This is a genomic window from Streptomyces sp. NPDC102402, assembly GCF_044765765.1.
Lineage (GTDB): Bacteria > Actinomycetota > Actinomycetes > Streptomycetales > Streptomycetaceae > Streptomyces.
Genome location: NZ_JBIWKR010000001.1, coordinates 122,172 through 145,057, shown reverse-complemented (window position 1 = coordinate 145,057; position 22,886 = coordinate 122,172). Strand labels below are relative to the sequence as shown.

Genomic DNA, 22,886 nt, shown 5'->3' with positions numbered 1-22,886 from the left:
GGCGATCATCCGTTGTCCGCTGCTGAGCATCAGAAGCCGTTCGAGAACCGCAGACTTCTCGTGGTCTCCACCAACTACGCCCCCGAGCTGACGGGCATAGGGCCGTACGCCACACAGCTCGCCGAGCACTGGGCGGCGTCGGGGGCCAGGACCGAGGTCCTGACCGGCATGCCGCACTACCCCGCCTGGCGGGTGGACGAGCAGTACCGGGGGGCCTGGCGGAGACTGGAGAGCCGCGAAGGGGTACGCGTGCACCGGCGGCGCCACTATGTGCCGCCCCGTCAGACCGCGTTGCGCAGAGGCGCTTTCGAGGCGTCCGTGCTGATCCACGGGATGCTCGCCCCGCCCCCCGGACGCCCCGACGCGGTGATCTCCCAGATGCCGAGCCTCGCCGGCGGTGTGATCGCCGCCCGGCTGGCGCGCCGCCACCGAGTCCCGCACATACCCGTCGTCCAGGACCTGATGGGCGCCGCCGCCGCGCAGAGCGGCATCCGCGGCGGAGGAAGAGCGGCGGCCGTCGCCGCGAAGGCCGAGCGGTACGCACTGCGCGGCGCGGCCCTCGTCGGTGTCATCCACGAGACCTTCGTGGACGGCGTCACCGCCCTGGGCGTGGATCCCGGCCGCATCCGCGTGGTCCCGAACTGGACCCATGTGGACGGCCCTTCAGCCGAGCGCGCCGCCACCCGGGCGCGGCTCGGCTGGCCCGAGTCCACCACCGTGCTGCTCCACTCCGGGAACATGGGGCTCAAGCAGGGACTCGACGTCCTGGTGGACCTGGCGCGGATGGCCCCGGACATCAGGGTCGTCCTGATGGGCGACGGCAACCAGCGCGACGGACTGCGCGACCTGGCCGCCGGTCTGCCCAACCTCGACTTCCTCCCGCCCGCGGACCCGGACGACTTCACCGATGTGCTCGCCGCCGCCGACGTGCTCGCGGTCACCCAGCGGGCCTCCGTACTCGACATGAGCGTGCCGTCCAAGCTCACCTCGTACTTCGTCTCCGGACGTCCCGTGGTCGCCTCCGTGGCCGGCGAGGGCGGCACCGCCGACGAGGTACGCCGCTCGGGCGCGGGAGTCCTGGTGGCCCCCGAGGATCCGGCCGCGCTCACCACCGCCGTACGCGCGCTGGCCGCCGATCCCGTGGCTGCCCAGGCGTTGGGGGCCCATGGCCCCCGGTACGTGGCACAGCACCTGAGCAGGGAGGCGGGCCTCGCCCGCTTCGACGCCCTGCTCGCCGAGGTACTCGGGGACGCACGAGCCGGAACAGCGCGGGACGGGGACGCGCGGGCCGGGGACACACAAGGGGGAGCACGCCGATGACACATCCGATCCGGCCCGTGGACGACCACGACGAACCGGCGCTGCTGCGCGACCAGTTCCGCCAGCTCCTGCGCTACCGGGCCCTGCTCGCCGCGGGTGTCGCGGTGGGCCTGCTCGGCGGCGGGTTCCTCGCCCTGAGCGGCGACGACACCTACACCGCCAGCGGCGAGGTGCAGGTGCGCTCCGCGACCGCCGATCCCTTCGCCACCGGCGCCTCCGCCGACAAGGGCATCAACATCGGCTCGGAGCGGCAGACCGCGGTCAGCGACACCGTGGGCGAACTGGCCGCCGGCACCCTGCTCAAGAAGGGCGACGACGTGACGGCCCGGAAGCTCCTCACCGGCCTCCAGGTCACCAACCCGCCCAACACGCTCACCCTCCGCTTCTCCTACACCGGGGCCACCCCCGAGCAGGCCCGCACCCGGGCCGAAGCCCTTGCCAACGCCTACCTGGCGCACCGCAAGGCGCGCACGGAGGAGAGCATCGACAACATGGCGAACGGCTACCGCGCCCAGCTCGAACCGCTGGAGGAGAAGCGCGACCTGCTGGAGGAGCGGACCGGGGTCGACGCCGCCGACGACGTCAGCAGCGCCCGCGCCAACATCATCGTCTCCATCTCCGAGCTGAGCCGGAAGATCTCCGAACTCAAGGCGCTCGACACCACCCCCGGCTACCTCAACAAGAAGCCCGTCGCCCCCACCGAGCCCGCCGGGGCCGGTCTGCCGCTGCTCCTGGGGCTCGGCGCCGTCGTGGGTCTCGCCCTCGGACTGCTGCTGTCCTGGGTGCGGCTCGTCTTCGACCCCGCCGTACGCTCCCCGCGCGAGCTCGTGCGCTCCCTCGGGGCCCCGCTGCTCGGCACCCTGCCCAGGGAACGCGCCGCCGTGGGAACCCTCCTCGCGATCGGGCGGAGCGGCTCGCGGCTCGCCGAGGAGTACCGCGCGGTCGCCTTCCGGCTCGCCTACGACCCGTCCTTCGCGGAGCGGCGCCGGCTCCTGGTCACCGCGCCTCGCGGGGACAACGCCGCGGCGGCCGCCGCGGCGGTCAACCTGGCCGCCGCCTTCGCCGAGATGGGCCGCGACGTCCTGCTCGTCGAGGCCGACCTGCGCACCCCCTCGCTCGCCCGTGACCTGGGACCGGCCGCCCACGAGGTACGGCCGCCCCGCTGGGCCGCCGAGGAGGGCGACCGCAGCTGGCCGGCCGGCGGCCGCTCCAACGTGGACGTGCCCGGCTCCGGAGCATTCGCCCTGGTGGCGGGAACCCCTGCGGACAACGTCCCCCGCGCCCTGACCTCCGCGTCCGTCGGACGGATCGTCGCCGAGGCCGACCGCCCCGGCGCCGTGGTCATCGTCCTCGCACCGCCGGTGCTCTCCTACGCCGACGCCGTCGCCCTCGTCGACCGGGTCGAGGGCGTCATGATCGTCTGCGACCCCCGCGAGGTGCACCGCAGCGACCTGGAGCGCATCCGCGAGATCATCGGGGCCTCCGGGGGCGCGGTGCTCGGAGCCCTGCTCCACACCGGCCGCAGCCGGCTCCGCCGTGCGGAACGCCGGCCCAGGTCCGCCCGGCGCCACACCGGAGGAGGGCCGGGCGGACCGGCCGTCGACGCGGACGCGCCGGAGGTCACCGGTGACCCCGCCGAGACCATGGGGCTCCGCTCCTTCACCCTGCCGGCGGCCCGCAGGTGAGAGCCCGCACCGCGATCCTCTGCTCGGTCGCGGACCAGGGCGTGGCCGCGCTCACCAACATCCTGGTGCTCGTGGCCGCCGCCAGGCTCTCCACCGTGGCCGACTTCGCCCGCTTCTCGGCGGTCTACCTCGTCTTCACGGTGCTGCTGGGCGTCTCCGGCGCGTACGGCGGACAGCCCCTGGTCCTGCGGCGCGGCGACGGCGACGGGACCCGGGAAGCCTGTCGCGCGGCCGTCGTGTTCACCGTGGCCGCCTCGGCGGTGCTCGGCGCGCTGCTGGCCGCCGTCTGCCTGCTCGTCCCGGGGGACACCGCGCGTGCTCTGACGGTGCTCGGCCTCGTCCTGCCGGTGGTGCTGGGGCAGGACGCCCTGCGCTACGCCTTCTCCGCCCTCCAGAGCCCCCACCTCGCCCTGAGCTCCGACCTGGTCAGGCTGGCCTGCGTGCTCGGCGCCCTCTCCGCCCAGGAGTACGGGGCCACCCCCGCCCGGCTGGTCGCGGCCTGGGGGCTGTCCGCCCTGCCGGCCCTCCTGCTGTCCGCCGTGCTGCTGCACCGCCGGACCGCCGGGACCGCGACGCGGCTGCGCCCGATGCTCGGGCGCGGTCACCTCGGGAAGCGCTTCGTCGTCGAGTTCGGCGTCGGCAACGCCACCGGCCAGCTCTCCGTCCTCGGCCTCGGAGCCGTGGGCAACCCGCTGCTGGTCGGCGCGCTGCGCGGGGCGACGACCCTGTTCGGGCCGCTCAACGTGCTGTTCACCTCCGCCACGTCGTTCGGCCCGCCGCTGCTCGGCCGCATCGGTGACGAACGGCGACGCGTACGCGCCACCGCGGGACTCGCCTCCGTACTCGCCGCCACCGCCGCCCTCTGGGCCACCGCGCTGGCCCTGCTCCCCGAGCGGGCGGGGCGCGAACTCCTCGGCGACACCTGGCCGACGGCCGCCGCCCTCCTCCCGGCGACCGGCAGCCAGTACGCGGCGATGGCCGTGGGCACCTGCGGGCTGCTCGCCCTGCGCATGCTCGACCCGCGTACGACCCTGAGCATCCAGGTGGTCTTCTCGCTCACCGCCGTGGCGTTCATGGCGGGGGGCTACGTCCTCGGAGGCGTCCCGGGAGCCGCCTGGGGGCTGTGCCTCGGCTCGCTCTGCAAGGCCGCCGCCACCTGGATCCGGGTGGCCCGGATCCGGCGCCGGAAGCCGGCGCCGGACGAGGCCGTCACCGCCGACGCGCTGCCCTCCGCTCCTTGAACGTACTGACCAGCAGCAGACACAGCGCGGCGATGGCCAGCTTCCCCGCCGCCTGCAGGAGCGGGCCGCGCAGCAGGATGAAGGTGTATCCGGCGATCAGCGGAGCGGCGATGGCCAGCACACTCCCGGGGCCGGGTCCCGCCCGGGTGACGGCCAGCGCGTACCTGCGGTCGGTGCGCGCGACCGCGTAACCGATCAGCGCGAGCCCGCCGATCACCCCGGACGCGCCGAAGTCGACCCAGAACTCGGTCCACAGCGGGGCCGAGAGGTTGGTCATCCGCAGCCCCATCCACTGCCCGACCCGGACCCCGGTGTCCTCCGGCTTCCCGCTCCACACCGCGCGCGGCACGAAGAACAGCGCGGAGCCCGTCAGCTGACGGCCGTAGGTGTGGCCCCGGGTGTCGACCCACGAGATGCTGTTGGCGAACATCACCATCTGGTCGTAGTCCTTGGTCACCAGCGGCTCGAAGACCGATGCGGACTGCGCGGGCCGCTGCCCCGCGTCGTCGTACCGGAACTTGTCGGCGTACGGGAACACCACCAGTGCCCCCACCACCCCCGTCGCCAGCACGACGCGGTAGATCGCCGCACTGCTCGGGAAGGCGGTGAACACGAAGGCCATCAGCACCGTCAGGAACCAGTAACGGGCGTTGGAGATCGGGTTGTTCACCACGAGGTTCAGCGCCACCAGCGCCACCCACACCAGCACCGTCGACGGGGTGCGCCGGGCCCGGTAGGAGGTTGCCAGACGGCGGGTGTAGAAGAGCAGGGCCAGCAGTGCCGGGACCTGGCCGAAGCCCTTGACGAACGCCGATCCGACGTTGGACCCCTCCGAGACCACCCCGCTCGCCGCGACGGTCTCGTTGATCTCCTGCCGACTGGAGAAGAAGACCGAGGGCCCGCCCAGCTTCAGCACGTAGTACGCGCTCGCCGCGAACGCCAGCAGCACCAGCAGCCGCAGCCGCAGCGGATGCGCCACGGCCGGTCCTGCGCCCGGGCTCCGCGTGGAGGGCGCACGGCGCCGCAGCGGGCGCCGCGAGGCCAGCAGTGCCCCCAGGTCGAAGGCGGCACACCCCACGAGGACCATCGCGATGGCCGTGACCAGGTCCTGGCGCGGCCCCACCATCGGCGTCGGCGTCTGCCCGATCACCACCTGGGCGAACGGCGCCACGCCCATCGCGATGTACACGAACATCCAGAAGACGCCCTGGAGCAGCCGTCGCCGGGTGGAGAGGATCATCGTCGCCAGCCGGGCCCCCGCATAGCAGGTCAGCACCAACTGGAGCCAGTACGCGGTGTCCCGGACACCGCTGCCGGGCTGGGCGGCGATCACCGCGGGCAGGAAGCACACCAGGCCGAGGATGAGCGGCACGGACAGGGCCCGCGACAGCATCGACCAGGCGATCGGCTGCTCGGAAGGCTCCGGGACTCCGCTCCGGCCCCGCGGCCACCCGGGAGGCGCGACCGAGCGGGCGGCCTCTTCCTGCGCCGATGTGTGCACCGACGTCATGCGCCCCCCCCGGGATCAGTGAACCGCTGAACACTCTAACGAATCAGCCCACTTGGGTGGGCGCGATGACTAGTCTGTGAAGTATTGGCCGCAGTTGAGGGGAACTCTGGTGAAAATCCTGCATGTCGTCACACTCCACACTCCGGACCATGCCTTCGGCGGTCCGACGCGGGTGGCGTTCAACCTCTCCGAGGTCCAGCGGGCGAACGGCGACGACGCACGCGTCATGGCCCTCGGCGACGGCTTCCCCGGCGGTGAACTGCCCAGCCATGTGGGAGGCGTTCCCGTCCACCTGTTCCAGGCGCGGCACCTGCTCCCGATTTTCGAGGTCAGCGGCATCACCTCCGCCGCGCTGCTGCGCACCGCACGCCGCATGATGCGCGGCGCCGACCTCGTGCACGTCCATCTGATGCGGGACCTGGTCACCCTGCCCGCGGCGCTCCTCGCGCTCGCGACCCGCACACCTCTGGTCGTCCAGACCCACGGCATGATCGACCCCACCGAGAAGAAGGTCGCCCAGCTCACCGACGTCCTCGGGGTCCGCAAGGTCCTGCGCGAGGCGGACGCCGTCCTTCACCTCACCGAGATGGAGCGGGTCGACGTGAACGCCGTCGCCGCCCCCGTGCCGCTCACCCGCACCGTACGGCTGGTCAACGGTGTCCGCCCGCAGGAGCGCAAGCCCGCCCGCGAGCCCGGCCGCCCGCCCACCGTGCTGTTCCTCGCCCGGATCCAGGAGCGCAAGCGGCCGGAGGACTTCGTCTCGGCGATGCCGCACGTCCTCGCCCGCCACCCGGACGCCCGCTTCGTGCTGGCCGGCCCGGACACCGGCGCACTGTCCGGCACCCTCGCGCTGGCGCGGAAGCTGGGGGTGGCCGACTCCCTCGACCATGTGGGCCCGCTGGAGCACGACGACGTCCTGGCCGCCGACCGTGAGGCGGATGTGTACGTGCTGCCGGCGATCGAGGAGCCGTTCCCGGTCTCGGTGCTGGAGGCGATGTCGGTCGGCACCCCGGTCGTCATCACCCGCACCTGCGGGCAGGCTCCCGATGTGGCGGAGGCGGGCTCGGGCCGGGTGATCGACAGCAGGGTCGGCGAGGACGCCGCCAACGCCCGCAAGGTCGCCGACGCCGTCCTGGAACTGCTGGAGCCGGAGGCCAACGACCGCGCGGGGAAGGCCGCGTGGAACCTGGTCAACGAGCAGTTCACCATAGAGGCGGTCACCCGGACCCTCCGGCAGACCTACGAGGACGTGGTCCGCCGGAGGGCGTGAGGTATCAACCAGTGGGGGACTCACGTGACTTGAGTGCGATCTGCCAACGGTAGAAGCTCATGGCCAGCGCGAAGTCCAGTCCGGCGCGCCCGTCCAGGAAGCCCCGCCGGTAGACGTACATGTAGGCGAAGGAGACCAGGGGCTTGAACGGTGCCTTGTGGAAGAGCTGCCCCTGACGGGACTTCACCTTCCGCACCTGCTCCTTGACATCGGGGTGGTGCTCCAGCCACGCCTCCCAGTCCGAGTACCGGTTGTGCCGCTCGAACCAGGCGGTGACCGGATCCAGGTCCTGGTGCTCGATGGGGTTGCTCAGGGCCTCGGCCGTCGCCGCGACCGGCTGGTAGTGCCCCTCGACCTCCCCGATGCCGGGTGCCGCGAGATCGCCGACCTCCGGGTAGTGGCACCTGGTCCGGTCGGTCAGCGACCGCTTGCGGATGGTGTATCCGTGTCGCAGCCGCTTCCCCGAGAACCAGTAGCCCAGCGGTATGTCGTACGCCGCGGGCTTCGGGCGCCCGGGGTCGGAGAAGATCCGGCGCAGCTCCGCCAGCAGCCCGGGGCTCAGCCGCTCGTCACCGTCGAGCAGCAGGATCCAGTCCAGATCCGTGCGGACGTTCTCCAGGCACCACTGCTTCTTGCGCGGGTGCCCGCCGTCCCAGGTGTACGTGACGACTTCGGCCCCGCACTCCTCGGCGATCTTCGCCGTGTCGTCGGTGCTGTGGGAGTCCACCACGACGACCGCCTCGAAGTGGCCCAGGACCGACTTCACCGCTTCGGCGATGTTCAGGCCCTCGTTCTTCGTCGGTATCGCCACGGCGATCGGCAGCTTGCTCATCCGTTGTCTCCTTGGGGCAGCCAGGCGTAGCAGCCTGTGGAGGTGAAGGTGCGCGCGGATTCCGGGAGGGTGACCTCCACCCGCTTGCCGGTGTCCGAGGAGCCGGAGACCAGCCCCTTGCCCTTCGCCCCGGTCACCTGCCAGCTGCAGGCCTTGGTGGGCGAGACGGCCGTGTACCTGCCCGGCCGGATCTTCGCGGACTCGTACGTGCCGTCGGCGTAGCCGAGCGCGGCCTCGTCGACGAGGTCCTGGTTCCGGGGACAGAGGTGGGCCACGGCCGGCTCCGCGTCCGCGATCTCACCGGAGACGATCGCGCCGACGGCGATGTCCCGGTCCGCCTTGACCAGGTAGCGGAGCCTGTCGCAGGTCTCCTGCCCCGTCTGGAGCACCGCGGCCGGATCCATCCCCTTCGGCACGCGGTCGGTCAGGTACTCCTTCTGCTTCTTCGTGAAGGAGCCCGTGGCCGGGGTGATGTCCCCGGCAGGTGCCTTCGGTGCGGCGCTGGACTTCTGGGGCTGCGGTGTCCGTGAGCGGGCCGCCGGGCCGGCCACGGAGGGCGTGGGGGAGGAGACGGCGGACGGCTTGCCGCCCGCGGTGGTTCCCTTGCCTCCGTCTCCGGACCCGCCGGACCCGCCGGACGAGCCGCAGCCGGCCAGCACCGCCGTCGCCAGGGCGACGGCGGCACCGGCCAGGAACGGATATCTCATTCAGCCGTCCTCAGGGCGTAGTGCGCGCTGACCGTGGAAGCGCTCAGCGCGGTCGGGTACACGGCGGTCTCGTCGATCTGACCGGCGAAGAAGTTGCTGGTCGGACGGTTCGGCCAGCTGGCCAGGTTGTCGCCGCCGACCCGCCAGTAGCCGGGGTAGTTCTCGTTGCCGGTGTAGAGGAAGTTCGACGCGCGCAGCTGCCCGTCGACGTACAGCGCCATGCCGCCGGTGCCCTGGGTGGCGACGACATGGTGCCAGTTCCCGTCGTTGTAGGCCCCGGTCGTGGTCACGGTGCGGTAGCCGCCGCTGTAGATGCCGAAGACGAGCCGCCCGTTGTTGGCCATGTAGACCTGCTTGTCGTAGCGGGTGCTGTTCTGCATGCTCAGGTTGCCGAACCCGATGACCTTGCCACCTCTCGTGGTGGTGGTCTTGATCCAGGTCTCCACGGAGAAACGGGTGGGCTGCGTGTGGCGCTTGTTGCTGTAGGCGTATTCGCTCGCTCCGTCGAAGCCGATGGCGGTCGAGTCGCCCGCGATCGCCGCCGGCGTCTGCCGGTAGGCGGGCGCGTTGCGCAGGAAGCCGCTGTTCAGCCCGTCCGTGGTGTCCGCCGCGAAGGTCGAGGTGCCTTCGTCGTAACGCCAGTACAGCGAGGCGCCGTCGGCCAGCACCCGCGCCGGGTAGGCCTGCGTGGACGCGGCCACGGTCGCGGACTGCGCGGGGGACTTGGCGCTGGTGTTGGTGCCGTCGCTCGCCGTGACGCGGTACGAATGCGTCTCGCCCGCCGCCACGTCGGTGTCCGTCCACTTCAGCTGCGGACGGTCCCAGAACAGCGAGTAGCCGGTGGTGGTGTGGACGGGTGTGGTCGCACCGTCCTTGTAGATCCGGTAGGTCAGCTCACCGTCGTCGGTGTCGAAACTGGTCTGCAGGTCGACCTCGATCTGCCCCGGGGTGACCGTGGACAGGCTCACGTTGGGAACCCAGGGGGCCCCGGTGTCGGGCCCGTCGGCGAAGCGGGTCAGGCCCTGCTGTCCGCCGCCGTTGACGGTGGTGAACTCCCCGCCGACCCAGAGGTAGTGGCGCCCGCCCTTGTCCGTCTGTGCCATCACCCTGGGCCCGACCGGCTCACCGATGCCGTCGTTCGTGTCCGGGAACCAGGGCAGCAGCGTCGGATCGTCGACGGACTGCGCGAGCAGGTGCCTGCGCGGCTGGTCAGCGAAACCGCCCATGCTGGCGCAGTCATGGGCGTGACTGCCGCTGTACAGCACGCCCGAGTGCACCAGGACGGCCTGGGTGGCTCCCAGACAGGTGTCCCGCCAGCGCTGCTGGTAGTCGTCGAGATCGATGGCGATGCGACCGTCGAACACCCCGCCGCCGGTGCCCTCGTTGGCGGTGTAGAGCCCGGTGGCGTCCGTGGTCAGGTCCTGCACCGTCGACGTGTTCGGGATGAAGCCCGGGTAGCTGGTGGTGAGCGCGCCCGAGGTGGCGTCCACCACGGCCAGGGCGTGCGAGGTGGTGCCGTTGACGGTGAAGAAGTCACCGCCGAGCGCCACGTGCTGACCGTCGGGGGTCACCTGGACGGCCCGCGCCACCTCGTCGGCGTTCGCCGTCCACGGCAGCAGGTCCGCACCCGTGGTGACGGCGGCGAAGCTGTTCCTCGTCTGTCCGCCCACACTGGTGAAGTCACCGCCGAGGTAGACGGTGTCCGCGGTCACGTCCAGGGCCCGCACCGTCGCCGACACGGAGATCTTGAAGTCCTGGCGCGGTGTGCAGGTGGCGGTGTCGACGGCCACGATGTTGCTGACACCTACCCCGTTGACCGCGCCGAACTGGCCTCCCGCGTACAGGGTCTCCCCGTCCGGGGAGAGTGCGAGCGCCCGTACGGTCGCCGTCCCCGAGGAGAGCGTGAACGACAGGCTGCACCCCGTCGGCGCGCCCGTCGCCGCGTCGAACGCCGCGAAGTTGACCGCGGGCTCCTCCGAGGTCCCCGCCGCCGCGTCCGGGGGCCGGACGGTGGAGAAGGTCCCGCCGGCGTAGACGACTCCGTCCGTCGCGGCCATCGACCAGACGATGCCGTTGGTCTGCCAGGTGGTGAGGTCGTCGGCCGTGAGCGACACCGGAGGCGTCAGCGCAGCCGCCGGGGAGGCCCCGGCCGCTGTCGCGGTCAGGGCGCCGGCGAACAGGCAGAGTGCGGCGGAGGCGGCCCGCAGGCGGCCGCTTCCCCCGGGTCTCCGCCCCGTGCTTGCGTTCATCATTCATCTCCGAACGTGAGGACGAGCTGCGGCCGGTAGGCCGCCGTTGCCTCGCTCGACCAGATGCGGAGACTGTCCGTCCCGCTGCCGGTCAGGGCGAGTGAGGTGGTGGAGCCGAGGGCCCCGCCCAGTGCGGACGCGTTCAGTTCCGCCGCATAGCCGGTGGAGACCGAGGTCGCGCCGCTGATGGTCCCCAGCACGGACGTGGAGAGCGTCGGCCGGGTGTTGTAGGTGACCGCCGATTCGGTCCATGTGCCGGTGACCGGCACGATGCCGTGGCTCTCGGCCGACCCCGCCGTCGAGTCCGACGAGGTACGGAAGGTGAGCCGCGCGCTCCTGAGCACCTGGCCGGCCGGAGCGGACGGCAGGGTGAAACGCAGATAGCCGATGTAGGCCGTGGTTCCGCGCGAGGCGAGCTGGTTGTCGTCGTAGTTCGTGTTCGCCGCCACGCCGTTGACGTACGCGTCCTCGTCCGGGGTGACGGTGACGGTGCTGCCGCCCGGCCCCGGCGGGGTGCCGGCCAGTTCGTGGTGTCCGGCCACCTGCGCGGCGGTCAGTGCCGACGGGTAGACCGCGGTCTCGTCGACCTGCCCGGCGAAGTACTCGCTCGTGGGTCGGTTCGGCCAGGCGCTGTTCATGGCGTCGCCGCCCACCCGCCAGAACCCGTTGTACGAGCGGTTCCCGGTCGCCGCGTTCGTGCCGACCGCCACCCCGTCGACGTACAGCACCATGCCGGACGGTCCCTGGGTGGCGACGGCGTGGTGCCAGTCGCCGTCGTTGTAGGAGCCGGCCGAGGTGATCGTGGGCCGGGTGCTGCCGCTCTGCACCCCGAAGGCCAGCCGGCCGTCGTTCGTCAGGTACATCATCTTGTCGGAGACGCCGCTCGTGTGGCCGCGCTCGGTACCGATGTTGTTGCCGTGGCCGACGATCCGCCCGCCGCTCGTCGACGTGGTGCGGAACCACGTCTCGACGGAGTACGGCGCCGGCGACGAGTAGTGGTGCAGCCGGTCGCTGTAGACGTACTCGTTCGTGCCGTTCAGGGAGAGCGCGGCGGAACCGGCCACCGCGGACGGTGTGGCGCGGTAGGCCGGGGCGTTCATGTACACCCCGCCGTTGCCGCTCTCCGAGGCGTCCGCGGCGAAGGCGCCCGATCCCTCGTCGTAGCGCCAGTACAGGTCGGCCCCGTCCGCCAGCACCGCCTCCTGATAGGGGGAGGCGGAGGACGCCGCGGTCACCGCCGCGGTGGCGGAGAGCCCGCTGGTGTTGGTGCCGTCGCTCGCCGTGACCCGGTAGCCGTACGAGCGGCCGGCCACCACGTTCCGGTCGGTGAAGGTCAGCTGGGGCCTGCTGAAGAACAGCGAGGAGCCCGTCGTGGTGTACACCGGTGCCGATCCGCCGTCGCGGTAGACCCGGTACGTCAGCAGGCTGTCGTCCAGGTCCAGGCTGCTCCGCCAGCTGACCCTGACCTCACCCGCGCGCGGCGAGGACACACTCACCGCGGGCGCGGCGGGCGCCCCGGTGTCCGGGGTGTTCGCGAACCGGGTCAGCGCCTGCTGGCCGACCCCGTTGACCGTGGTGAACTCGCCGCCCACCCAGAGGAAGTCCCGGCCGCCCCGCGAGGACACGGTCAGCGCGCGCGGCCCGACCGGCTCGCCGATGCCGTCATTGGTGTCCGGGAGCCAGCCCAGCAGATCCGGGTCGTCGACCGACTGCGCGGTCAGGTGCTTGCGGGCCTGGTTGGGGAAGCCGCCCATGGACGAGCAGTCGTGCACATGGCTGCCCGCGTAGAGGACCCCCCGGTGGACGCGGAGTGCTTGTGTCGCACCCTGGCAGGTGTCCCGCCAGCGCTGCTCGAAGCCGTCGAGCTCCATGGCGAGCCGGCCGTCGAAGGAGGCTCCGCCGGACCCCTCGCCCGCCGCGTACCAGCCGTCGGACGCCGCGTCGGTGACGATGTCCTTGATGACGGCGGACGACGGGATGAAGCCGGCCCCGTAGGCGCGGGTGACGGCGCCGGTGGAGGCGCTGGTCACCGCGAGTGCGTGCGAGGCGGCGCCGCCGACGGTGAAGAAGTCACCGCCGATCAGGACGCTGTCCCCGTCCGGTGTGACCTTCAGGGCGCGTCCCGGCTCGTCCGCGTCCGGATTCCAGCCGGTCAGCGCGCCGGATTCGGTGACCGCGCCGAAGAAGCGCCGGGACGAACCGTTGACCGTCAGGAAGTCGCCGCCGGCGTAGACGGTGCCGTTCGCGGCGACGTCGAGCGCGCGTACCGTCGCCCCGAACCGCGGCGCGAAGCCGGCGCGCGGCCGGCAGGTGGCCGTGTCGATCGCGGCCAGGCCGCTGACTGCCGTGCCGTTGACCGCGCTGAAGTAACCACCCACGTACAGCGTGGACCTGTCGGGCGAGACGGCGAGTGCCCGGACCGTCGCCGTGCCGCTGCCGCGGGTGAAGGAGAGCGAACAGCCGGCCGGCGCACCGGTGGCCGCGTCGAACGCCGCGAAGTTCACAGCGGCCGTGGTGTTGCTCCCGGCGGGGGAGCCGGCCGGCCTGATCCCCGAGAAGGTGCCGCCCGCGTACACCACCCCGTTCGCCTCGGCCAGGGCCCAGACGATGCCGTTGGTCTGGTACGTGGACAGGGCGTCGGCGGTGAAGCCGACCGGAGGGGTGAGCGCGGCAGCCGGGGGAGCGGTGGCCGACGCGGTACCGAGCAGGCCCGCGGCGAGTGCCAGCACCGACGTGAGAGCTCCGGCCCGGGTCCGTCTGAGACGTCCGGGCCCGCTCACCGGTCCACCCGGACCGCGGACCCCGTGAGCTGGTCGCTCAGCAGCCGGATGTCCGCGTCCACCATGATCCGGGCCAGCTCGCGCGACTTCACCTCCGGCTTCCAGCCCAGGAGCGTCTCCGCCTTGGACGCGTCACCGATCAGCGCGTCGACCTCGCTGGGACGCTCGTACTTCGGGTCGTAGCGGACGTGCTCCGCCCAGTCGAGGCCCGCGTGCTCGAAGGCGTACTCCAGGAACTGGCGGACACTGACCCCCTCGCCGGTGGCCACCACGTAGTCGTCGGGGGTGTCGCACTGGAGCATCCGCCACATCGCCTCCACGTACTCGGGGGCGTACCCCCAGTCGCGTACGGCGTCGAGGTTGCCCAGGTGCAGCCGGTCCTGAAGGCCCGCCTTGATCCTCGCCACCCCGCGGGTGATCTTGCGGGTCACGAAGGTCTCGCCGCGGCGCGGGGACTCGTGGTTGAAGAGGATGCCGTTCGTGGCGAACATCCCGTACGCCTCACGGTAGTTGACCGTCGCCCAGTAGGCGTAGACCTTGGCCACGCTGTAGGGGCTGCGCGGGTGGAACGGGGTCTTCTCGTTCTGCGGGGGCGGGCTGGCGCCGAACATCTCGGACGACGACGCCTGGTAGACCCGGGTCTCGATCCCGCTGGCCCGCACCGCCTCCAGCAGCCGCACGGTTCCGAGCCCGGTGACGTCACCGGTGTACAGCGGGGCGTCGAAGGACACCCGGACGTGCGACTGGGCGCCGAGGTTGTAGACCTCGTCGGGCTGGATGTCGCGCAGCAGGTTCACCAGCGCGACGCCGTCCGAGAGGTCGGCGTGATGGAGCACGAAGGAACGATTCGCTTCCTCGGGCCCCTGGTAGATGTGGTCGATGCGCTCGGTGTTGAAGCTCGACGAGCGGCGTATCAGTCCGTGGACCGTGTACCCCTTCTCGAGCAGCAGCTCCGACAGGTACGAGCCGTCCTGTCCGGTCACGCCGGTGATGAGTGCGGTTTTTGCCATGACTCCCCCCTTCTGTGGTCGCCCTTGGGGCGATTGGTTCATCGAAATAGCTTGATCTGAGCGGAATGCGGCGAAAGGTCACCCGGGGGCCGTGCTGCTGGCAGAATCCGAGCCATGACGACTGATCTCCCCGGCCCACCCCAGGAATCCGTCCGCCCCCTGCTGCGCCCCGGCGCCCGCATATTCGTCGCGGGCCACCGCGGCCTCGTCGGCTCGGCGCTGGTGCGCCGCCTCACGGCCGACGGCCACGAGGTGATCACCCGAGGCCGGGACGAGCTCGATCTGCGCGAGGCCGCGCCGACCGAGGCGTTCCTGCGTGACACCCGCCCGGACGCGGTCGTGCTGGCCGCGGCCAAGGTGGGCGGGATCATGGCGAACAGCACCAGCCCGGTGCAGTTCCTGGAGGACAACCTCCGCATCCAGCTCGCCGTGATCGCGGGTTCCCACGCCGCAGGGATCCAGCGGCTGCTCTTCCTCGGCTCGTCCTGCATCTACCCCAAGCACGCCCCCCAGCCCATCCCCGAGGACGCGCTGCTCACCGGCCCGCTCGAACCGACCAACGAGGCCTACGCGCTGGCCAAGATCGCCGGGATCGTGCAGGTCCAGTCCTACCGCCGGCAGTACGGCGCCTCGTACATCAGCGCCATGCCCACCAACCTCTACGGCCCCGGGGACAACTTCGACCTGGAGACCTCGCACGTGCTCCCCGCCCTGATCCGCCGCTTCCACGAGGCGAAGCGGGACGGCGCGGACGAGGTGACCCTGTGGGGCTCGGGCAGCCCCCGCCGCGAGTTCCTCCACGTCGACGACCTCGCCGCCGCCTGTGTGCGGCTGCTGGAGGGCTACGACGGCGACGCGCCGGTCAACGTCGGCTGCGGCGAGGACCTCACGATCCGCGAACTCGCTGAGACCGTAAAGAGCGTGACGGAGTATCAGGGACGCATCGTCTGGGACACGTCGAAGCCGGACGGCACCCCGCGCAAGCTCCTGGACGTGTCCCGGCTCTCCTCCCTCGGCTTCAAACCGCAGATCCCCCTGCGGGACGGGATCGCCCGCACCTACGCCTGGTGGCTCGGCCGGCAGGCCCCCCTGGGCTGACCGGCCGGCCGGGCGGCCGCGGCACGCCCTGAACCCGTGCACGCGACCTCCCCCGTGTCCCCCCACCACGTCTCAGTACGCCCCGCGGCCGTCGGTGACGGCGCGCACCGTACGGGCGAGAAGCCCCATGTCCGTGGTCACCGACCAGTTGTCGACGTACCAGAGGTCCAGCGACACCGTCTCCTGCCAGGACAGGTCCGACCGCCCGCTGACCTGCCACAGGCCGGTCAGGCCGGGCCGGACGGCCAGCCGCCGCAGCTCCCGCTCGTCGTAGTGCGACACCTCCTCCGGGAGCGGTGGACGCGGACCCACCAGGGACATGTCACCCCGTAGTACGTTGAGGAGCTGCGGGAGCTCGTCCACGGACGTACGGCGCAAGGCGTGACCGATCCGGGTCACCCGCGGGTCGCGGCGCATCTTGAACATCGGCCCCTCGCTCTCGTTCGCCGTCGAGAGCTGCTCCCTGCGCGCCTCCGCGTCGGCCACCATCGTGCGGAACTTCCACATGGTGAACGGCCTGTTGTGCCGCCCGTGGCGGGTCTGGCGGTGGAACACGGGGCCGGGTGACGAGAGCCGTACGGCCAGGGCCACCCCGAAGAACAGCGGCGCGAGCACCAGGAGCCCGAGTGCGGCGCCTGCCCGGTCCACCACCGTCTTGAGCGCGGCCTGCGGACCGCGCCTCAACGGCGGTGTGACGTGCAGCAGCGTGAGCCCGGCCGCGGAGGCCGGCCGCACCCGGGCGGCGGAGACCCCCGAGAGGTCGGAGAGCACGCAGAGCGCCAGTCCACCGTCGTGCAGCCCCCAGGCCAGCCGGCGGAGCCGGTCGTCGTCGAGCTGCGGTCCGGGTGCGACGAGCACGAGATCCGCGTCATGGGCGAACGCCCCGCCGAGCACCGTGGACACGTCGTCGTCGGCGGGTTCGGGCGCCAGCCGCCCAGGCACCGGCGTCCCGCAGTCCGGCGCCGCCGGCCCCACGGGGACCACCGCCACCGCCGTGTACGGGTGGTCCTTACGGGAGTTGAGCAGATTCACCGCCCGGTCCAGGCCGGCCGCGCAGCCGACCACCAGGACCCGGCGTCCTCCTCGCGGCCCCCCGGCCGAGCGCCACCGGAACGCGGCCCCGGCCACTACCGCCAGAGCCAGACCGGGCACCAGTGCCGCGACGGCGGTCGCCGGGTCGAGGCCCCCGCCCGTCAGGGCCAGGAGCACGGCCAGCACCCCGATGAGCGCCAGCCAGTCACCGAAGGGCACGTGGGGCGCCCCGGCAGCCTCCCCCGGCAGCCGGTACGCGTACCGGCCGCGCGCCGCGCGCACCCCGGCCCACATCAGAGCCGCGGACACCGCGGCGGTCAGCGGGTCAGGCTGCTCACCGGCCCGCAGCACGAACCAGGCGGGAACTCCCAGGCCCAGCAGATCGGTCAGGACGAGGAAGGGCACACGCGGAACGGGCGATTTCCTCGCCCGCGGTCTCTCCACGTGGTCGCGCTCGACGGTCGACGGGGCTCTCCAGACGTGCTCCGGAGCCACCGTGCGGTTCCCGGACCCGGCGGTACGCGGTCGTAGTGCCCCCGCGAGCCCGACGGGCCCGGATATATCCGATTCAGGTATTTCGACATGCCCCATGAACCCCCCAGCCACAGTCGCATCCCCACAAACGGGGCGCATCCGCCGATCCCATGGACTGACGGATGCGCCCTCGCTCGTGCACGATATCCACACACGTGCCATTTCGCTGGAGTTCTCGTGAAGTTCAGACACCGTGGATGCTGTGATCCGGGTCGCCCTCTCCGGGCGGTTCCGGGGGACGCGCCTAAGGTAGGGGTATGGAACCGCTTTCCGAGGAACAGACCGACCAGCTCGTCGTGATCGTGACGGATCTGGCCAGGCAGGGGCGCACGGAAGAGCTCCTGGAGTTCTTCGAGCACGGCCTGCCGGTCGACGTCCAGGACGCCGGGGGCAACACGGCGCTCATGCTCGCCGCGTACCACGGGCACACGGCGACCGTGCGCGCGCTCATCGGCCGCGGCGCCGACGTCGATCTGCGCAACGCCCGGGACCAGTCGCCGGTGGCGGGGGCCCTGTTCAAGGGCGAGGACGCGATCGTGGGAGCGCTGGTCGAGGCGGGCGCAGACCTCGACGCGGGGACCCCCAGCGCGCGGGCCACGGCCGAGATGTTCGGGAGGACGGCTCTGCTGGGCTAGATCCTGTCGCCGCGCGGGGCCGGGTTCGCACGCCCGGTCCGTCCCGGACGAACGGTCCTGGTGGCGACGGCACGAGGGGCCCCGGGCGACGGCGCGTCGCCCGGGGCCCCTCGCGTACGGCGGCCGGTCAGCTCTGCTTGGACGCCTGCAGTGCCTCGATGGCCTTGCGCACACCCTCGCCGTAGGCCGGGTCGGCCTGTGTGCAGTGGCCTATGTGACGCTCGGCGACGGCCTTCGAGGCGCCGTCGATGGCCCGGGCGGTGTTGCCGAACAGGGCGTCCTGCTCGTCCGGGGTCATCGCCCGGAACAGGTTGCCCGGCTGCTCGAAGTAGTTGTCGTCGTCCTCGCGGTAGTCGAACCGGTCGGCGGCGGCACCGTCGAGCGCCAGTCCGGGCTCGGCGAACTGAGGCTGCTCGGCCCAGCGGCCGTAGCTGTTCGGGGTGTAGCCGGGGACCGCGCCCTGGTTGCCGTCCACGCGCAGCTGGCCGTCGCGGTGGTAGGTGTTGACGTTCTTCGCGCCGCGGGGCTGGTTCACCGGGATCTGGTGGTGGTTGACACCGACGCGGTAGCGGGCGGCGTCACCGTACGAGAAGAGCCGGCCCTGCAGCATGCGGTCGGGCGATGCGCCCACGCCGGGGACGAGGTTCGCCGGGGTGAAGGCGGCCTGCTCCACGTCGGCGAAGTAGTTCTCCGGGTTGCGGTTGAGCTCGAACTCGCCGACCTCGATGAGCGGGTAGTCCTTCTTCGACCAGACCTTCGTCAGGTCGAAGGGGTGGTAGCGGTACGTCGCCGCGTCCGCCTCCGGCATCACCTGGATGTAGAAGGTCCACTTCGGGTGGTCGCCGCGCTCGATGGCGTCGAACAGGTCCGCCTGCGAGGACTCGCGGTCGTCGGCGACGACCGCCGCGGCCTCGGCGTCGGTCAGGTTCTTGATGCCCTGCCGGGTACGGAAGTGGAACTTCACCCAGAAGCGCTCGTTGCTCTCGTTGATGAACGAGTAGGTGTGCGACCCGAACCCGTGCATGTGGCGGTAGCCGTCGGGGATGCCGCGGTCCGACATCACGATGGTGATCTGGTGCAGGGCCTCGGGGAGGCTGGTCCAGAAGTCCCAGTTGTTCTCCGCCGAGCGCAGGTTGGTGCGCGGGTCGCGCTTCACGGCGCGGTTCAGGTCGGGGAAGTGGTGGGGGTCGCGGTGGAAGAAGACGGGAGTGTTGTTGCCGACGACGTCCCAGTTGCCCTCCTCCGTGTAGAAGCGGAGGGCGAAACCGCGGATGTCGCGCTCCGCGTCCGCCGCCCCGCGCTCACCGGCGACGGTCGAGAACCGGGCGAAGAGCTCGGTCTCCTTGCCGACCTCGGAGAAGAGCGCGGCCCTGGAGTAGCGGGTGATGTCCTGCGTGACCTTGAAGGTGCCGAAGGCGCCCGACCCCTTGGCGTGCATACGCCGCTCCGGGATGACCTCGCGGCTGAAGTGGGCCAGCTTCTCCAGGAACCAGACGTCCTGGAGCAGCATCGGGCCGCGCGGACCGGCGGTGACGGCGTTCTCGTTGTTCGCGACGGGTGCGCCGGCGGCAGTGGTCAGCGGCTTCGTGTTGTCAGAAATTTTCCTGCTCCTCCGTGTGAAGAATTCCGTGCACCGGCTGCGGCTCCTGAGGGGCGCGCCCGGCGGCCGGGGGCCGCCCCGCGTGCCGTGCCGGTGAATTCGGCAGGTCGATCCGCCGTGCCGGTCCGGCACCGGCGAGCGTCGTGAGCACGTCGTGGACGGCTCGGGCCGAGACCGCGCCGATGCGTGTGCGTACCCGGGATGAGGCGGGTACGGGCGTCGGCGTGCGGGGCCCGTGGACGGCCGGGAACGCGGTGACCCGGCGTCGGGGCACCCGTGACGACGCCCCGGTGAGGAGCGGCGTCCTGGTCTCGGCTTCGATCATCCACGCAGTCAACCACCTTTCTGGAATGATTCCAATAATGGACTTATGGAAGAGCTGAATCCTGTCGCACCACCGACCTTCATGTCCGATTCCCGCCAGCTCGGGTGCCCGTGATGCCGCATCCTTGAGGCATGACCAGCGACGACAGCAGATACGAAGCGGTGAGCAGCCGCGACGCCCGGTTCGACGGCGAGTTCTTCTTCGCCGTGTCCACGACCGGGATCTACTGCCGCCCCAGCTGTCCGGCCACCACGCCCAAGCGGCGGAACGTGACGTTCTTCCCCACCGCGGCCGCCGCCCAGGGCCGGGGGTTCCGCGCCTGCCGGCGCTGCCGCCCGGACGCCGTGCCCGGCTCCGCGGACTGGAACGCCCGCGCCGACCTGGTCGGCCGGGCGATGCGGCTGATCGGCGACGGAGTCGTCGACCGGGAAGGCGTCGGCGGGCTCGCCGCACGCCTCGGCTACAGCGCCCGTCAGGTGCAGCGCCAGCTGAACGCGGAGGTCGGCGCCGGACCCATCGCCCTCGCCCGGGCCCAGCGCGCCCACACCGCACGCGTCCTGCTGCAGACCACGACCCTGCAGGCCGCCGAGATCGCCTTCGCCTCGGGCTTCGCCAGCGTGCGGCAGTTCAACGACACGGTCCGGGAGATCTACGCCCTCACCCCCGGCGAGCTGCGTGGCGCACCGCCCGGACGGTCCTCCCGCTTCGGTTCCGTCGGCACGGCGGACGGGACCGGGGGAGTGCCGCTGAGGCTCGCCCACCGGGGACCGTACGCCGCGGACCGGATCTTCGACCACCTCGCGGCCCGTGCCCTCACCGGCATCGAGGAGATGACCGGAGAGCACGGCGACCGCACCTACCGGCGCACCCTGCGCCTGCCGCACGGCACCGGCATCGCCGAGGTCCGCGAGCGGACCGGCGACGGCTGGCTGGAGTGCCGGCTGCACCTGGGCGATCTGCGCGACCTGACGACCGCCACCCAGCGGATGCGCCGCCTCTTCGACCTGGACGCCGACCCCCACGCCGTCGCCGAGCGCCTCGGCGCCGTACCCGCGCTGACCCGGCTCGTCGCCCGGACGCCGGGGCTGCGCGCCCCGGGAGCCGCCGACGTCCACGAACTGGCCGTCCGGGCCGTCCTCGGCCGGCAGGTCTCCGTGGCCGCGGGGCGCCGGCTGGGCAGCGCGCTGGTGCAAGCCCACGGCGCGCCCCTCCAGGTGCCCAGCTCCACCCTGACCCGCACCTTCCCCGACCCCGGTGACCTGGCCGGGGCCGGCCTCGAGGAGCTGGGCGTCCCCGCCGCGCGGCGCGACACCCTGCGCTCCGTCGCCGCCGCCCTGGCCGACGGGCGGATCGGGCTCGACCCGGGTGCCGACCGGGACCAGGCCGAGAAGGAGCTCCTGAGCCTGCGGGGTGTCGGGCCCTGGACGGCCGGCTACATCCGGATGCGGGCACTCGGCGACCCCGACGTGCTGCTGGAGGACGACGTGGCCGTCCGGGCCGGAATGCGGCACACGGGCGTGGGCCCGGAGGACGCCGTGGCCTGGCGCCCCTGGCGCACGTACGCCATGCACCACTTCTGGAACGCGGCCGCGGACCGGCGGCGCCGCGCCGTCGCGGCATGACGTCCGAATCCCGCCGGCCGCGTCGCGACGGACGCCGCACAGTTGACGTACAGGCAAGAGAACCGGAAGGACCGCGACCATGACGCTCTACACCACGATCGACAGCCCGCTCGGCGAGCTGCTGCTGGTGGGCGAGGAGTCGGCCACAGCCACGGGCGGCACCGCCCTCGCCTCCCTCTCGGTGCCGGGCCAGAAGGGCGGCGCGACGGTCCAGGACGGCTGGGCGCGGGACGCGGAGGCGTTCACCGCCATCGCCGGCGAACTGCGCGCGTACTTCGAGGGGGGCCGGGACGGTTTCGGCATCGAGTACGCCGCCGGGCGGGGCACCGACTTCCAGCGGCGCGTGTGGAGGGCCCTGGAAGACATCCCGTACGGCACGACCCTGAGCTACGGGGAGATCGCCGCGCGGATCGGCGCGCCGCGCGCCGCGGTGCGCGCGGTCGGCACCGCCATCGGAGCCAACCCGCTGCTGGTCGTACGACCCTGCCACCGCGTGATCGGCGCGAGCGGTGCCCTCACCGGCTACGCGGGCGGCCTCGACCGAAAGCGCCAGCTCCTGGACCTGGAGAACCACCACCGGGCGGCCTGACGACGGCGCCCCGAGGAGCGCGGACGCCCTCCGGGAACAGCGGCACGACGCCGCCCGGTCCCGAGGAAGGTGAACCGATGACCCACTTCCCCCACCCGGCCCGGCCTGTGGCGGGACGGGCATGAGCGCCCTGATCCCGCGCCCCGTCATGGAGGTCGCCCCCGGCGCCTGGCACGTACCGGGCTGGCTCACCCCCGCCCAGCAGCGCGAACTGGTCACGGAGTGCCGGGCCTGGGCCACCGGGCCCGTCCCGATCCGGCACACCCGGCTGCCGCGAGGCGGCGTCATGTCCGTACGGACGGTCTGTATCGGCTGGCACTGGCAGCCGTACCGGTACACCCGCACGGCGGACGACGTGAACGGCCGACGCGTCGCCGAATTCCCGGACTGGATGGTCCGGCTGGGCCGCCGGGCGCTCCTGGCGGCGTACGGGGACGAGGCGGACGCCGAGGAGTACACCCCGGACACCGCGCTGATCAACTTCTACGACGGGCAGGCCCGGATGGGCATGCACCAGGACAAGGACGAGAGGTCCTCCGCCCCGGTCGTCTCCCTGTCCATCGGCGACACCTGCCTCTTCCGCGTCGGCAACACCGAGACCCGCACCCGGCCCTACACCGACATCGAGCTCGCCTCGGGCGACCTGTTCGTCCTCGGCGGTCCGTCGCGCTTCGCCTACCACGGGGTGCCCAGGGTCCACGAGGGCACCGGAGACCCGGCCACCGGGCTGGACTCAGGGCGGCTGAACATCACGATGCGGGTCACCGGGCTCACCGGGGGCCCGGCCGCCTCCCGGCCGTGACGGAGGCGTTGTCAGTGCCTCCCAGTAGGTTCAGTCGTGTTCCGC

The 22,886-nt window shown here is 72.1% G+C and carries 17 protein-coding genes; 9 read left to right on the top strand and 8 right to left on the bottom strand.

The annotated features are described in order from the left end of the window. Positions 1 to 12: 12 nt before the first annotated feature. The 3 genes from ACIRJR_RS00555 to ACIRJR_RS00545 are packed head-to-tail and all read left to right on the top strand — an operon-like array spanning position 13 to position 4,246. The gene (locus ACIRJR_RS00555; RefSeq protein WP_403771597.1) at positions 13 to 1,320 is read left to right on the top strand and encodes a glycosyltransferase; all 1,308 of its coding nucleotides are present in this window, start codon (positions 13 to 15) and stop codon (positions 1,318 to 1,320) included. Then, a complete protein-coding gene (locus ACIRJR_RS00550; protein WP_403771594.1) occupies positions 1,317 to 3,005 on the top strand; it encodes a lipopolysaccharide biosynthesis protein in 1,689 nt (562 codons plus the stop codon). The genes ACIRJR_RS00555 and ACIRJR_RS00550 overlap by 4 nt, the downstream gene beginning before the upstream one ends. Beyond that, positions 3,002 to 4,246: a hypothetical protein gene (locus tag ACIRJR_RS00545; protein WP_403771591.1), complete on the top strand. Its 1,245-nt coding sequence runs from the start codon at positions 3,002 to 3,004 to the stop codon at positions 4,244 to 4,246. The genes ACIRJR_RS00550 and ACIRJR_RS00545 overlap by 4 nt, the downstream gene beginning before the upstream one ends. Here the strand turns inward: ACIRJR_RS00545 and ACIRJR_RS00540 are convergent. After that, the gene (locus ACIRJR_RS00540) at positions 4,215 to 5,756 is read right to left on the bottom strand and encodes a hypothetical protein (protein WP_403771588.1); all 1,542 of its coding nucleotides are present in this window, start codon (positions 5,754 to 5,756) and stop codon (positions 4,215 to 4,217) included. The genes ACIRJR_RS00545 and ACIRJR_RS00540 overlap by 32 nt on opposite strands. A 109-nt stretch (positions 5,757 to 5,865) precedes the next feature. On the opposite strand from ACIRJR_RS00540, the gene ACIRJR_RS00535 reads away from it, so the two are divergent. After that, entirely contained in the window at positions 5,866 to 7,026 is a 1,161-nt protein-coding gene (locus ACIRJR_RS00535) for a glycosyltransferase (RefSeq protein WP_403771585.1), read from the top strand. Between the two features lie 4 nt (positions 7,027 to 7,030). On the opposite strand, the gene ACIRJR_RS00530 is transcribed toward ACIRJR_RS00535, so the two are convergent. Genes ACIRJR_RS00530 through gmd form a run of 5 tightly spaced genes read right to left on the bottom strand, consistent with a single transcriptional unit; the run spans position 7,031 to position 14,604 of the window. After that, positions 7,031 to 7,858: a glycosyltransferase family 2 protein gene (locus tag ACIRJR_RS00530; RefSeq protein WP_403771582.1), complete on the bottom strand. Its 828-nt coding sequence runs from the start codon at positions 7,856 to 7,858 to the stop codon at positions 7,031 to 7,033. Next, positions 7,855 to 8,565, bottom strand: coding sequence for a hypothetical protein (locus tag ACIRJR_RS00525; RefSeq protein ID WP_403771579.1), 711 nt, complete (start codon positions 8,563 to 8,565; stop codon positions 7,855 to 7,857). Before ACIRJR_RS00525 ends, ACIRJR_RS00530 begins: the two co-directional genes overlap by 4 nt. Beyond that, on the bottom strand, positions 8,562 to 10,817 hold the full coding sequence (locus ACIRJR_RS00520; protein WP_403771577.1) for a LamG-like jellyroll fold domain-containing protein: 2,256 nt from the start codon (positions 10,815 to 10,817) through the stop codon (positions 8,562 to 8,564). Before ACIRJR_RS00520 ends, ACIRJR_RS00525 begins: the two co-directional genes overlap by 4 nt. Beyond that, positions 10,814 to 13,594, bottom strand: coding sequence for a LamG-like jellyroll fold domain-containing protein (locus tag ACIRJR_RS00515; protein ID WP_403771574.1), 2,781 nt, complete (start codon positions 13,592 to 13,594; stop codon positions 10,814 to 10,816). The genes ACIRJR_RS00520 and ACIRJR_RS00515 overlap by 4 nt, the downstream gene beginning before the upstream one ends. Continuing rightward, positions 13,591 to 14,604, bottom strand: a complete 1,014-nt coding sequence (gene gmd, locus ACIRJR_RS00510) for a GDP-mannose 4,6-dehydratase (protein ID WP_403771571.1) — start codon at positions 14,602 to 14,604, stop codon at positions 13,591 to 13,593. Before gmd ends, ACIRJR_RS00515 begins: the two co-directional genes overlap by 4 nt. Positions 14,605 to 14,718: 114 nt before the next feature. Between gmd and ACIRJR_RS00505 the strand changes: the two genes are divergently transcribed. Beyond that, positions 14,719 to 15,702 carry a GDP-L-fucose synthase family protein gene (locus tag ACIRJR_RS00505; protein ID WP_403771568.1) on the top strand — a complete coding sequence of 328 codons (984 nt, stop codon included), beginning with the start codon at positions 14,719 to 14,721 and terminating at the stop codon, positions 15,700 to 15,702. Between the two features lie 72 nt (positions 15,703 to 15,774). Here the strand turns inward: ACIRJR_RS00505 and ACIRJR_RS00500 are convergent, their stop codons facing one another. Next, positions 15,775 to 17,325, bottom strand: coding sequence for a sugar transferase (locus ACIRJR_RS00500; RefSeq protein WP_403771566.1), 1,551 nt, complete (start codon positions 17,323 to 17,325; stop codon positions 15,775 to 15,777). Positions 17,326 to 17,525: 200 nt separating this feature from the next. Between ACIRJR_RS00500 and ACIRJR_RS00495 the strand changes: the two genes are divergently transcribed. Beyond that, a complete protein-coding gene (locus ACIRJR_RS00495) occupies positions 17,526 to 17,903 on the top strand; it encodes an ankyrin repeat domain-containing protein (protein ID WP_403771562.1) in 378 nt (125 codons plus the stop codon). Between the two features lie 127 nt (positions 17,904 to 18,030). Here ACIRJR_RS00495 and ACIRJR_RS00490 read toward each other — a convergent pair whose 3' ends face one another. Then, positions 18,031 to 19,503: a catalase gene (locus tag ACIRJR_RS00490; protein WP_403773727.1), complete on the bottom strand. Its 1,473-nt coding sequence runs from the start codon at positions 19,501 to 19,503 to the stop codon at positions 18,031 to 18,033. Positions 19,504 to 19,959: 456 nt separating this feature from the next. Here ACIRJR_RS00490 and ACIRJR_RS00485 point away from each other — a divergent pair, with 456 nt between their 5' ends. The 3 genes from ACIRJR_RS00485 (at position 19,960) to ACIRJR_RS00475 (ending at position 22,841) form a co-directional block, all read left to right on the top strand. Further along, positions 19,960 to 21,450, top strand: coding sequence for an AlkA N-terminal domain-containing protein (locus ACIRJR_RS00485; protein WP_403771559.1), 1,491 nt, complete (start codon positions 19,960 to 19,962; stop codon positions 21,448 to 21,450). A gap of 79 nt (positions 21,451 to 21,529) precedes the next feature. Further along, a complete protein-coding gene (locus ACIRJR_RS00480) occupies positions 21,530 to 22,039 on the top strand; it encodes a methylated-DNA--[protein]-cysteine S-methyltransferase (protein WP_403771556.1) in 510 nt (169 codons plus the stop codon). A 121-nt stretch (positions 22,040 to 22,160) separates the two neighbouring features. Continuing rightward, a complete protein-coding gene (locus tag ACIRJR_RS00475) occupies positions 22,161 to 22,841 on the top strand; it encodes an alpha-ketoglutarate-dependent dioxygenase AlkB family protein (protein ID WP_403771553.1) in 681 nt (226 codons plus the stop codon). Positions 22,842 to 22,886: the final 45 nt, after the last annotated feature.

Excerpts from the sequence above, each read along its gene's own strand:
- ACIRJR_RS00540 (WP_403771588.1), bottom strand. The coding sequence starts at position 5,756 with ATGACGTCGGTGCACACATCGGCGCAGGAAGAGGCCGCCCGCTCGGTC.
- ACIRJR_RS00485 (WP_403771559.1), top strand. The coding sequence starts at position 19,960 with ATGACCAGCGACGACAGCAGATACGAAGCGGTGAGCAGCCGCGACGCC.
- ACIRJR_RS00530 (WP_403771582.1), bottom strand. The coding sequence starts at position 7,858 with ATGAGCAAGCTGCCGATCGCCGTGGCGATACCGACGAAGAACGAGGGC.
- ACIRJR_RS00520 (WP_403771577.1), bottom strand. The coding sequence starts at position 10,817 with ATGATGAACGCAAGCACGGGGCGGAGACCCGGGGGAAGCGGCCGCCTG.
- ACIRJR_RS00550 (WP_403771594.1), top strand. The coding sequence starts at position 1,317 with ATGACACATCCGATCCGGCCCGTGGACGACCACGACGAACCGGCGCTG.
- ACIRJR_RS00505 (WP_403771568.1), top strand. The coding sequence starts at position 14,719 with ATGACGACTGATCTCCCCGGCCCACCCCAGGAATCCGTCCGCCCCCTG.
- ACIRJR_RS00500 (WP_403771566.1), bottom strand. The coding sequence starts at position 17,325 with ATGGGGCATGTCGAAATACCTGAATCGGATATATCCGGGCCCGTCGGG.
- gmd (WP_403771571.1), bottom strand. The coding sequence starts at position 14,604 with ATGGCAAAAACCGCACTCATCACCGGCGTGACCGGACAGGACGGCTCG.
- ACIRJR_RS00480 (WP_403771556.1), top strand. The coding sequence starts at position 21,530 with ATGACGCTCTACACCACGATCGACAGCCCGCTCGGCGAGCTGCTGCTG.
- ACIRJR_RS00475 (WP_403771553.1), top strand. The coding sequence starts at position 22,161 with ATGAGCGCCCTGATCCCGCGCCCCGTCATGGAGGTCGCCCCCGGCGCC.
- ACIRJR_RS00525 (WP_403771579.1), bottom strand. The coding sequence starts at position 8,565 with ATGAGATATCCGTTCCTGGCCGGTGCCGCCGTCGCCCTGGCGACGGCG.
- ACIRJR_RS00495 (WP_403771562.1), top strand. The coding sequence starts at position 17,526 with ATGGAACCGCTTTCCGAGGAACAGACCGACCAGCTCGTCGTGATCGTG.